General features: G+C 61.5%; 11 protein-coding genes. 2 read left to right on the top strand and 9 right to left on the bottom strand.

The genetic code is table 11. The annotated features are described in order from the left end of the window. From VG320_RS18550 to VG320_RS18515, 8 genes are all read right to left on the bottom strand, one after another. Nucleotides 1-1,005 (bottom strand): porin (locus VG320_RS18550; protein ID WP_327201545.1); only part of this gene is annotated, 1,005 nt, incomplete at its 3' end. 143 nt (nt 1,006-1,148) lie between these two features. Then, a complete protein-coding gene (locus VG320_RS18545; protein ID WP_327201544.1) occupies nt 1,149-2,039 on the bottom strand; it encodes a phosphate ABC transporter substrate-binding protein in 891 nt (296 codons plus the stop codon). 57 nt (nt 2,040-2,096) lie between these two features. Continuing rightward, nucleotides 2,097-2,954 carry an HpcH/HpaI aldolase family protein gene (locus tag VG320_RS18540; protein WP_327201543.1) on the bottom strand — a complete coding sequence of 286 codons (858 nt, stop codon included), beginning with the start codon at nt 2,952-2,954 and terminating at the stop codon, nt 2,097-2,099. A gap of 60 nt (nt 2,955-3,014) precedes the next feature. Then, entirely contained in the window at nt 3,015-4,001 is a 987-nt protein-coding gene (locus VG320_RS18535) for a protocatechuate 3,4-dioxygenase (RefSeq protein ID WP_327201542.1), read from the bottom strand. A 132-nt stretch (nt 4,002-4,133) separates the two neighbouring features. Beyond that, complete coding sequence (locus tag VG320_RS18530; RefSeq protein ID WP_327201541.1) at nt 4,134-5,417, bottom strand: MFS transporter; 1,284 nt, start codon at nt 5,415-5,417, stop codon at nt 4,134-4,136. Nucleotides 5,418-5,532: 115 nt separating this feature from the next. Further along, the gene (locus VG320_RS18525; RefSeq protein ID WP_327201540.1) at nt 5,533-6,384 is read right to left on the bottom strand and encodes an amidohydrolase family protein; all 852 of its coding nucleotides are present in this window, start codon (nt 6,382-6,384) and stop codon (nt 5,533-5,535) included. A gap of 62 nt (nt 6,385-6,446) precedes the next feature. Continuing rightward, nucleotides 6,447-7,472, bottom strand: coding sequence for an amidohydrolase family protein (locus VG320_RS18520; protein ID WP_327201539.1), 1,026 nt, complete (start codon nt 7,470-7,472; stop codon nt 6,447-6,449). After that, the gene (locus VG320_RS18515; protein WP_327201538.1) at nt 7,469-8,467 is read right to left on the bottom strand and encodes a PhnD/SsuA/transferrin family substrate-binding protein; all 999 of its coding nucleotides are present in this window, start codon (nt 8,465-8,467) and stop codon (nt 7,469-7,471) included. Before VG320_RS18515 ends, VG320_RS18520 begins: the two co-directional genes overlap by 4 nt. A gap of 356 nt (nt 8,468-8,823) precedes the next feature. Here VG320_RS18515 and VG320_RS18510 point away from each other — a divergent pair, with 356 nt between their 5' ends. Together VG320_RS18510 and VG320_RS18505 are read left to right on the top strand one after the other, a co-directional pair. After that, on the top strand, nt 8,824-9,540 hold the full coding sequence (locus VG320_RS18510; RefSeq protein WP_327201546.1) for a 2OG-Fe(II) oxygenase: 717 nt from the start codon (nt 8,824-8,826) through the stop codon (nt 9,538-9,540). An 11-nt stretch (nt 9,541-9,551) separates the two neighbouring features. Continuing rightward, nucleotides 9,552-10,220, top strand: coding sequence for a 2OG-Fe(II) oxygenase (locus tag VG320_RS18505; protein WP_327201537.1), 669 nt, complete (start codon nt 9,552-9,554; stop codon nt 10,218-10,220). On the opposite strand, the gene VG320_RS18500 is transcribed toward VG320_RS18505, so the two are convergent. Beyond that, nucleotides 10,208-10,570, bottom strand: a complete 363-nt coding sequence (locus VG320_RS18500; protein WP_327201536.1) for a hypothetical protein — start codon at nt 10,568-10,570, stop codon at nt 10,208-10,210. The two genes, VG320_RS18505 and VG320_RS18500, sit on opposite strands and share 13 nt — an antisense overlap. Between the last annotated feature and the right edge of the window lie 323 nt (nt 10,571-10,893).

Raw genomic sequence — 10,893 nt, 5'->3', positions numbered from 1 at the left:
CAGAATCACGCCGCGCGTATTCGAACCCGGCGCGACGGTAACGCCGGCATAAGAGGTGCCGTTAAGCGTGAAAGCGGCCTTGTTACGATTCTGGATAAAGCCCGCCGATGCATAAAGCGTCGTGCGTTTGGACAGATAGTGTTCGTAAGTCATGCCGATCTGCTGCGCGTTGTTGCCTTGACCGGTTTTATCGTGCTCATAGCCGTACATGAGCACGAATTGATCGGCGGGGGAGAATAAGTACGAACCGGAGGCTTCGTACACATCGCGCTTGACGCTGTCGTCGGTTTGACGCTCGGTGTGATACGCCAGATAGAAGCGCGCGTCGCCCACGCCTACTGACGCGCCCGCATTGAAGACGCGTAGCGCAGACGTGCCGGTGGCGTTGTCGGCCTGCTCGTAACCCGCCGCCACGCGGAATGGACCGTTTTCATAGCGCACAGCCGCGTTATAGAACTGCAGACCGTTGCTGGGCTTGGTGGTGGAATCGCGCATCGCCACCATGAATTGCGCGGTCAGACCATAAACCGTCGGCGTGAAATACGAAATCGCGTTATTTACGCGGATCGTCAACGAATTGAAGTTCAGCATGGGCGAGCCCATGCTCATCACCGCGACAGGATCGAGTTCGCGGTTCAGAAAAATATATTGAGGCGTATTTTGCAGGCCGAATCGTACCTCACCGAAGTTACCGGATACGCCAACCCACGCCTGGCGATTGAAGGCCTCCGCCGAATTAGCGGCTGCGCCCGTCATGGCCGAAAAGCCCTGTTCGAGCTGGAAATTGACGTGAATGCCGCCGCCGATATCCTCGCTGCCCTTGAAACCGTAGCGGCTGGCGAACAAGCCGCCGGAGGTGGCGCGTACGACTTTGCCGTCGCCGCCGTTCTGGAATTCGACACCGTTATCGATCACGCCATACAGCGTGACGGACGACTGTGCGTGCGCCGCGCTGAACATGCAGGTCGATGCGACGCCGCATGCCAATACGAGCAATCTTTTCATTCTGTCTCCATGCTAATTCTAGTTATCGCGGCCTGTTTTTTCTGGCCGTCGGGGGCGATTATTTGATTCGTAATCCTCCTGTTTAATCAAGCGAGACGGTGCGCAGCGAAACGCTTCGCTGCGCACCGGGAGAAAGCGTGCGATTAGCCGAGCGCGGCAGTCACGTCGTCGAAACACTCATCGACGGCGATACGGCGCGGAATGATCTTCTGGTCGAGCGCCCAGTCGATGGCGAGCTGGATGCCCTTGCGGTTTGCTTCCAGACCGATGGGCGGGAACACGGCGGGCACGCCTTCGGCCTGCGCGCGGCTTTCCACTACCATGCGATAGAGTTCGCGCACGATATCCGGGCGCTGCTTCGAAAGGTCGCTGTGCACCACGAACATGTGATTGATGGGCACCACGTTTTCACGTGCAAACCAGTCCTTCGCGGCATTCTGCGCATCCGGCACGAGCGTGCGTACGCGCGGATCCTTCGGCATGTCTTCGCCGAGCAGGGCAGCGGCCAGTTCGCCGTCCAGCATCATTTGCGGAATCGACGAACCCTTCGGCAGGCGCACGCAGTTAGCGGGATCGCTGTATTCGGCGAGATGACCGTCGCCGAGCGTCATCCACGTGACCTTGTCGAGATCGACGCCGTATTCGTGGCGCAGGATGCCGCGAATCCACAACGCCGTGGTCTGCGTGTAGGTGCGCACGCCCACCTTCTTGCCTTCGATATCGCGCGGCGCGAGTTCGCCAAAGTCGATGTTGTAGCCCGCGCAATGATGCTGGAAGCGGCCCGAGATTGGCGCGGGAAGCAGCACGTAGGGCTTGCCGTAAGCTTTGGCCTGAAGGAAGGTGACGATGGCGAGTTCGCCCGCGTCGAACGCGCTTTCGCGCACCATGGCCTTGAAGCCGTTATGGGCCGGCGTGGGGCCGCAGTAGTCGAGATTGACGATGTCCGACTTGACGCGGCCGTCCTTCATCGCCTTGGTGACGGCGTAATCGGCGAGATTGACACGCAGCGTGGGCGCTTCGGTTTGTGTCGTCATGGTAAGGAATCCTTATTCGTGTATGGATGAATCGCGCGGGAATCAGCTGGAGCCTGCTTAATAGCCGGCCATTTCGCGCGCCATGCCCACGACACCGTAGCTGCGCATCGGCGCCGACATCAGGAAGCGGTAGCCTTCTTCGATCAGGCGCTTGTGGTTCTTCGCGGTCACGTGCGGATTGCCCACTACCACGTTGTGCTTATGGCAGATCGAAACGATACGGCGCATCGCGTCGAGCACTTCCGGATGCTCGTACTGGCGTGCAAAGCCGAGTTCCTGGCTCAGATCGCCTTCGCCGATGAGGATGAAGCCGATGCCGGGAACATTCGAAAGAATGTCGTCGAGGTTTTCGATGGCTTGCGTGCTCTCGCACATCAGACCGACGATGATTTCGCCTTCCGGCACGAGCGGCCACACGTCGGCCTTCTTGTAGTAGTCGGTCATGCTCAAGCCCCAGTAGCGCGCGGCCGTAGCGGGACCGTCGCCGCGCACGCCCTTCGGCTCATAGAGCGGGGCGCTCTTCGGGCGCGCATAGCGGCACGAAGCGACAGCGTTGTACGCCTGCTCGACGGTCGCGATATGCGGCCACACCACGCCATACGCGCCGCGATCGAGCACCTGCTTCGCGAAGGCCTGATTCATTTCCGCGCCGTTGGCGGGAATGCGGGCAATCGGCGTCACGCGCGGCGAGACCGAACCTGATTCGGCGATTTCCTTGCGGCTGAGCATGTACTGCATCGCATCGCCAAGCGCCGCGACGTCGTACGGATTGTGTTCCATTTCAAACACGAGGCCGTCATAGGGCGCATCGCTCATCTCGATCGCGTTCTGCTTGTCGAGCTTGGAGAAGGCGGTGAATGCGGGCTTGCCCGATTCGAGGGCGCGGATAATGCTGTTGAGGCGCTGAGTGCTCATACGATTTGTCTCTCTTCGATGAATAGGGTAGGTGGCGTTGGAGGACTTAAAGCTGGGGCCTTATTCGGCCGCTTTCCAGTACATGAAGCCCATGCCTTCGCCGGTGCCGGCGGGCGTACGCCAGCAGGGCACGTAATCGACCAGCGTCATTTGCGCGCCGGTTTCCTGCACCGCTTTCATGACGCTCACGTAGAGCTTGATTTCCGAGGTGCCCGACTGATACGAGCGGTTGTCTACTGCCGCGAGTCCGTCGTAGTCATAGTCGGCCAGCATGCCCATGATGCGGTGGTCGAACTCTTCGTCGTTGACGAAGTGCGAGAGGCCACCGGACGCGAAGATGCCCACGCGCACGTCTTCGGGCCACGCCGTGATCGCATCGCGCAACACGCGGCCAAAGTCGATGCAGCGCGACATCGAAGGCTGTGTCGGCGGATAGAAGCAGTTCATGATGATGGGCACGTGCGGCGGCGGGTTGTCGCCCATGATCTGGTGATAGACGAAGCTATACGCGTGCGGCACGACCGGGTATTCGGGGCGCGGATTCATCCAGACGTTTTCCGGCCACGCGAACAGGTCGGTGAGGTCGAAATTCTCCTTCTGGAAGTGCTCGATCAGATACGTGGCCAGTTTCGGATGGCATTCGTGCGTGACGTGGTGGTCAGGCGCATACACCGAACGTTGCGGCGGACCGTTGTGCACATCCTTGCCGGTATAGATCGCAATCGAAGGTGAGAAGTCCGTGAAGATTTCCTTCTGGTCCTTGCCCAGAATGATCGCCACGTCGATCTTCGCGTCGCGATAGGCGGCGGCCATTTCGTCCAGCGCGGTGCGGCAGCGTGCGGCGCGCGCGGTGCGTTCCTCGATGGTGAGGAACGGCTCGAATGCGGCTTCGCGGTGCGCTTCCAGTTCCGGGTAGGTCCACGTGCGGTTGCGGAACCACAGTTCAGGGTTGTTGCGGTCGCGCTCGCCGTTCTTCAGCCAGTCTTCAGGCGCCTGGCCCAGCATGCCGCTGTGCGGCACTGCCATTCCGAATACGATCTTCGCCATGTGCGTTATTTCCAGTCTTTTTAATCAGAGGCCGCGGAGCGTGCCGTCGGCCCGGTGGTGTTGGGCGCGCGACGCTATCGCATCGCGCTGCTGTCTCGATGGTTCGGATTCCGATTTAATCAATCAAGGGGATCAGGCTTCGCGTAGTTCCCCCTGTGGATTTTCACTGACTTTTGGGGCCCATTCGCTGCGGTACATGATCGCGGTCGCCGCCGCGCCCACCAGCAGGAACACCAGAATCACCAGCATCGGCAGGTCGTAGCTATGGCTGATATGGAGCAGCCAGCCGGACAGGCTCGCTGCCACGCCGCCCGCCAGACTCGTCGCCACCTGCTGCACGCCGGTCACCAGACCAATCGTCTGCTTCGGGATCAGCGTGAGACGCGAGAGCACGAGGTTGTTAGCCGTGGTCATGCCCAGCAGCGAGAGCGACAGCACGTTCCAGAACAGGGCGGAATTGAGCGACTGTGCGTACGCGCCGAGTAGCACCGTGCATCCGCCGATAAAGCCCGCGATGATGAACGATTTGCGCACCAGCACCGGATCATGGCCGCGCGCAATGATGCGGTCGGCGGCCCAGCCCGCGATAGCGGCGACGATAGCGATGCCCGCGAAGCTGAAGAAGGTGAAGATGCCGGATTCGCCGATCGACAGGCCGCGCTGCTCGACGAGGTAGGCGGGCATCCACGTCATGCAGTAAAACGTGAAGTAGCCGTAGCAGAAGTTGGTGATCATGCCGCCCCACACCACCGGACTTGCCAGGATGCTGCCGAACGTCACGCTGCGTGCGCTGCGATCGGCTTTGACGAGCTGGGCGCGCGAAGGCAGATCGTTGCGCACGCACATAAGCCAGGGCACCAGCCAGAGGAGTCCGACCAGACCCGTTGCGACGAACATCGCTTTCCACGAGTAGTTGACGATGAACCATGCGCCCACCGGCGCGCCCAGCGCGGGGCCAAACTTGTTGCCCATCGCGAGGATGCCCACGGCCAGGCCGTTCTGGCTCTCGTCGAAGTTGTTGCGAATCCACCGGTAGCTGGCCGGGATCACGATGGCTTCAGCAATGCCGATCAACAGGCGCATCACGACGAGGCCCGCGAGCGTCGTCACGGCGCCCATCAGCGCGGTCGCGAGACACCAGAGCGCGAAGCACACGGCGTAGGGCCATTTCACGCCGTAGCGGTCGGCGACCCAGCCCATTGGCACTTGAAACAGGCCATAGGACCAGAAGAACGCGGAATTGATCCAGCCGCGGTCGACATTGGTCAGCGCGAAGTGGCGGATGAAAGCACTGTCGGCCAGCACGCTCGAAATGCTGGTGCGGTCGATAAAGGACGTCAGCACGCCTAACGCGAGCAGGGCAAGAATGCCCCATCGGTTCACGCTGCCTTGCCGCTGGGTTTTGCTCGTCTCCATCTGCTTTTTTCTGACCTCAATCGGTTTGTTACAGGCCGGCCAATGCCCGCGTGAATCGGGTGCGGGACAGCGGCCGGCCGCCGTGTTGCAGGCGCTACATCAAGCTAAAGCCAGTTCAGGCCAGCGCCGGGTACAGCTTTTGTGCCGTCTTGCCGAAGATCCACGCGCGGTCGGCGGCGTTCAGGCAGGCGAGGCCCGCTTGTGCCGTGGCGAGAATCTCTTCGAGCGTGCCAGGCGAGGTCGGGAAGTTCGAACCCCAGGCCATGCGATCGGCGCCGAACGCTTCGACCACGCGCGGGAAGAACGTCTGCGCGCTGGCTTTTTCCTTCTTCACGTCGGCGAAAATGCGCGGCGTGAGCTTGAGGAAAATGTTTTCGTACTGCGCCAGTTCAAACAGGCTCTGCGCCGCCGCATACGGTGCGCCGTCCGCAACTTCCGGGCGACCCAGGTGATCGAGAATGATCGGCACCGCGGGGAAGCGCTTCGCCAGCGCCGTGACTTGCGGCAGGCCGATCGGGCCGGTCTGGATGCACATCGGCAGGCCCAGTTCCGCACACAGTTCCCACGCCGGGAACGAACGCGGATCGTCCAGTTCGCTCGGATCGAATTCCTTCGTGCTGCCGCCAGTGAAGAGGCGCAGGCCCGCCAGGCCGCGATCCGTCCACTCGCGAATGCGTTGCGGCGCGTCTTCCTGCAGCACGTCGACGGAGCCGACCGCCACCAGGCGGTCCGCGTACTTCGCACAGCCATCGACCACATAGCTGTTGTCGAAGCCGTAGGTCGTCGACGAATGCACGACGGCGGCCTTGCCCACGCCGGCCGCATCCATCGCGGCGATCAGCGTTTCGACGGTGGTGGGGCGCTCCTTCGACCACTCCGAACGCTTGCCGAACAGCGGTGCCGGCGGATAAAGCGTTTCGTTGTCGGAGATGATGTGCGGATGAATATCAACAATGGATGAAGGCATGTCTCTCTCTGTCCTTGTCTCTTGATCGGCCTTGCCCGTTGAATTGAGTGGCCGGCCGAATATCATTTGCCTTGAGCCTTCAGGCGTGCATCCAGACGCGGATACACGCGGCGCGCATTGCCTTCGAAGATCTTGCTGCGGTCTTCGTCGGAGAGGGCGGGGCAGGCGTCGATATAGCGCTTGGTGTCGTCGAAATACTGGCCCGTTGCCGGGTCCTTGCCGCGCACAGCGCCGATCATTTCCGAACCGAACAACACGTTGTCCGCCGGAATCACCTTGGTCAGCAACTCCACGCCCGGCTGGTGATAGACGCACGAATCGAAGAAGATATTGTTCAGCAGTCCTTCAAGTGGCCGCTCGCGCATTTCGAGCGACATGCCGCGATAACGGCCCCAGTGATAGGGCACCGCGCCGCCGCCGTGCGGGATCACCAGACGCAGCGTCGGGAAATCCTTGAACAGGTCCGATTGCAGGATCTGCATGAATACCGAGGTATCCGCGTTCAGGTAATGCGCACCGGTGCCATGGAAACACGGGTTGCAGGAAGCGGCCACGTGAATCATCGCGGGCACGTCGAGTTCGACCAGCGCTTCGTACAGCGGATACCATTCGCGATCGGTCACGGGCTTGCCGGTCCAGTAACCGCCGCTCGGGTCCGGATTCAGGTTGCAGCCCACAAAACCCATCTGCTCCACGCAGCGGCGCAGTTCCGCGACGCTGTTGGCAGGCGCGACGCCCGGCGACTGCGGCAACTGGCAGACCGGCGCGAAGTTCTCCGGATACAGCTCGGTCACGCGGTAGACGAGATCGTTGGACACTTCGGCCCATTCGAGGCTCGTGCGCTCGTTGCCGAGGTGGTGGCTCATGAGGCCGGCGATCGGCGAGAACAGCGTGAGATCACTGCCGCGCTCGCGTTGCAGCTTGAGCTGGCCGTTGCCGATTGCTTCGCGGATCTGGTCGTCGCTCACAAACGCGCCGTCACGCGAAGGCGCTTTATCCGGATCGTTGGCGAACAGCACCTGCCTTGCGCGCCAGTCGCGAAACGATGCAGGAACGGTCGTAAAGTGGCCGTGGCAATCGATAATCATGCTTTCACCTCTGCGTTCAGGTCTTGCGCGAGCGGATCGACAAACAGCTCTTCGATCGCCATGCGGCGCGGCGTGAGACCTTGCTTGAATGCGGTGGCTTCGAGCGCCTGGATGGTCTTGAGGTTTTCGGCGAGACCGTAGGGCAGCGGGTCATGGCCGACGATCTTGCGCAGTGCCAGGTACTTCTTGTCGCTGGCGGCAGTCGCTTCGCCCGCGTCCAGACGGGCGAGCCATTCCTTCTTGGCCTGATCGAACGCGTTGTAGATCGAGCGCGCGACCCACGGATGCTCGGCCAGGACCGAATCCTTCACGACGATGGTGCCGTGCATCGGATAGATGCCGGTGCGTGCGTAGTATTCGGTTTCGATTTCTTCGGCGTTCGGCAGCAGATCGGGGTAATCGGCTTCCACTTCCTTCCAGCCGCCCGTGGGCGCGCCGGTGCGGCCAATGCCTGCTGCCGCCGCGAAGCCTGCGGAGAGTTCGCCGCTTGCCATCATGTCGGCAAGCGAAGTGCCTTCGGGTGCATGAATGACGTTGCCCGGCAGCTTGAGCTGGGTGACGTGCTCTTCATCGTCGACGACCCACGTGACCTTCGAGGAATCCAGACCGAATTCGTCGATCAGCACCTGGCGCGTCCACACGCCCGTCGTCACCGAGTAGGCGCGCACGCCCACTTTCTTGCCTTCGAGGTCCTTCGGCGTGTTGATGCCGGCGTCCGGACGCACGAGCAGGCCGCCATGATGGAAGCGGCGCACGACGAACACCGGCAGCGCGACGAAGGGCGCGCCATAGGCGCGGGCGATGATATAGGTGGTCGGGGCCAGTTCGCAGACATCGAATTCGACGTCGCGCACCATGCGGCGGAACGCGCCGATTTGCGGCTGAACCGTCACGAATTCCGCGTCCACGCCCTCGATGGGAATGGAGCCGTTGCGGATCGCCGACGTATGCGGATGCTCGGCGATGGCAATTTTGAGCCGCACTTTCTGAGTCAACTTCATCTCCTTGCTTGAATGAGCCGTCGCGGGAGGCGGGCCGGATGGCCTGGGCCGGACTGGCGATGCGATGGGGAGAGAATAGAAGAGGGCCGCGCGGGCGTCCCTACACAAAAGAGAGATTCAATGGCACTTTTTGCAGTGCCTCGCGCGCCGCCGCCGCGGGTTTACGTGGGTGGGTGCGGCGGCGCTTGTATTTTTTGCAGTTCATGAGGGTAATTGAAGCGCAAGGCCCGGAGTTTCCGGCCGGCGTGCCCGCGCTAGACTGGCCGCATTGGGTTCCCCGATCAAAATCACGGAAAGCGGCGATGACCGAATCTGCTGAAACAACTATCGAAACTGCGGAAACGCCGGAGATGGAAACCGCGGCGCGTTGGGACGCGATCTGGGACGCTGCTGCTGCGTCACTGGATCGCGAGGGTAACGCGCCGTTGCCGTCGCTGCTTACGCCTGAGCAGTGTGTGAAACTGGCCGCGCTTTATTCGCAGGACGAGCGCTTCCGTTCGCGCATCGTGATGGCCCGGCACAACTTCGGGCGCGGCGAATATAAGTACTTCTCCTACCCGCTGCCGCCCTTTCTGGCTCGCCTGCGTCACGCGCTATATCGCCGCCTCGCGCCGATCGCCAATCGCTGGAACCGGCAACTGGGTGTGGACGTGCAGTATCCCGCCGATCTGACAACATTCCTCGTGCGTTGCCACGCGGCCGGGCAGACGCGCCCGACGCCGCTCATGCTGCGCTATGGCGCGGGCGACTATAACTGTCTGCATCAGGATCTGTACGGCGAACACGTGTTTCCGCTACAGGTGGCGGTTCTGCTTTCGGCGCCCGATGTGGATTTCACGGGTGGCGAGTTCGTCATGACTGGCACGCGCAGCAATGGGCAGTATGCGGACGTCGTGCCGCTGATGCAGGGCGACGCCGTCGTGTTCGCGGTCAACGAGCGGCCCGGGGTGGCGGGAGGTGCGCGTAAGGTCGCGATGCGTCACGGCGTGAGCGTGGTGCGCAGCGGCACACGGCACACGCTCGGCATGATCTTTCACGACGCGCGCGAGCCGTCGGCGTCTAAATGAAGGGGCGCGAGATGCTCGAACGTTTCGATATCCAGAATATCGAGTCGCAACTGGACGCCGAAGGCTATGCTGTGCTGCCTGAATGCTTCAATGCGCAGCAAGCGCGTGCAATTGCCGCCTGCCTGGACGAAGGGCGCACGACGTCAGGCGCTGAAGGCGGCGAGTCGGGTTATTTCGATGACGGCATGCCGCCGCTGTTGAATGCCTGGCGTGAAGCGCTCTATCGATGGCTTGTGCCGGTGGCGAACCGGTGGAATGGGCTTGCGGGAATCGACCGCCGCTTTCCTGCCGAACTCGATGCATTTCTGGAAATCAACCGCAGCGCCGGACAGCACAGGCCGCAATCGCATCTCATGCGTTTGCGCGAAGGCGAACGGCTGGGCCTGCATCGCCATGACGAGGGCGAGTGGATATTTCCGCTTCAAGTGGTCGCGCTGCTGAACGAGCCGAAGCGGGACTTCACGGGCGGCGAATTCGTCATGACCGAACAACGCCCGCGTATGCAGTCGCGCCCGATGGTCGCGCCGCTCGGTCCTGGCGATATGGCGATCATTGCGAGTGCGCAACGGCCCATTCAGGGCGCGCATGGCTATTACCGCGGCCACCTCAAGCACGCAATCAGCCGCGTGAGAAGCGGCGAACGCATCGGGCTGGAGTTAGTGTTTCATCATGCCGGCTGAGGCAGCGGCGATTCATTCGAACTCCGCAGGAACCGGTCCAGACGCTTGTACGCGTCGATTAGCGCAAGCCGTGGCGCAAGAAACAATTGCGTATCCGCCTGACGCAGAATCGGCTCGACCAGCGCGCATTCATTCGGCGCAATCCGGCAAGCTTCATCTTCGCCAGCGCGCAGAATGCATTTCTCCAGCGCGGCTTCGGCATCGGCGAATTGCGCGATATCCGTGTCGCCGTAACCGGCGCATTGCACATAGAAGGTCAGATAGACCATGCGCACGAGTTCGCTGACGAGGCGCGTGGTGCCCGCCCAGCCCTTGCAGGCCGCAAACGTGAGGTGATGCGCGAGCGCCATTTCGGTGGCTGTTTTCTGGTCCAGCGGGCGTTGCAGGAAAATGGAAGAAGGAGCTGGGTGTGCGTTTTTGCGGCGTGACATCGATACAGAAGAGGTTACAGAAGAGGTGCAACGAAGGTTGTGTGCGCCCCATACGATAACGGGACGCGAAAAAGACAATGAAGCAGACGGCAGCGTGATTATCCGCGAAACTGTGCAAACGTGACGGCAAGTCTGCAAGCGCGGGCATCTTCAGAAACTTGCTACGCAGATCGAACTGCAGGTAAAGGATAATCGATGGTGCGTGTCATTTCGATGTTCGCCCGCTGACAATTCTGTTATCC

The sequence above is a fragment of the Paraburkholderia sp. genome (assembly GCF_035948235.1).
Lineage (GTDB): Bacteria > Pseudomonadota > Gammaproteobacteria > Burkholderiales > Burkholderiaceae > Paraburkholderia.
This window is presented reverse-complemented; position numbering and strand designations above follow the sequence as displayed.

Excerpts from the sequence above, each read along its gene's own strand:
- VG320_RS18545 (WP_327201544.1), bottom strand. The coding sequence starts at position 2,039 with ATGACGACACAAACCGAAGCGCCCACGCTGCGTGTCAATCTCGCCGAT.
- VG320_RS18540 (WP_327201543.1), bottom strand. The coding sequence starts at position 2,954 with ATGAGCACTCAGCGCCTCAACAGCATTATCCGCGCCCTCGAATCGGGC.
- VG320_RS18535 (WP_327201542.1), bottom strand. The coding sequence starts at position 4,001 with ATGGCGAAGATCGTATTCGGAATGGCAGTGCCGCACAGCGGCATGCTG.
- VG320_RS18530 (WP_327201541.1), bottom strand. The coding sequence starts at position 5,417 with ATGGAGACGAGCAAAACCCAGCGGCAAGGCAGCGTGAACCGATGGGGC.
- VG320_RS18525 (WP_327201540.1), bottom strand. The coding sequence starts at position 6,384 with ATGCCTTCATCCATTGTTGATATTCATCCGCACATCATCTCCGACAAC.
- VG320_RS18520 (WP_327201539.1), bottom strand. The coding sequence starts at position 7,472 with ATGATTATCGATTGCCACGGCCACTTTACGACCGTTCCTGCATCGTTT.
- VG320_RS18510 (WP_327201546.1), top strand. The coding sequence starts at position 8,824 with ATGGAAACCGCGGCGCGTTGGGACGCGATCTGGGACGCTGCTGCTGCG.
- VG320_RS18505 (WP_327201537.1), top strand. The coding sequence starts at position 9,552 with ATGCTCGAACGTTTCGATATCCAGAATATCGAGTCGCAACTGGACGCC.
- VG320_RS18500 (WP_327201536.1), bottom strand. The coding sequence starts at position 10,570 with ATGGCGCTCGCGCATCACCTCACGTTTGCGGCCTGCAAGGGCTGGGCG.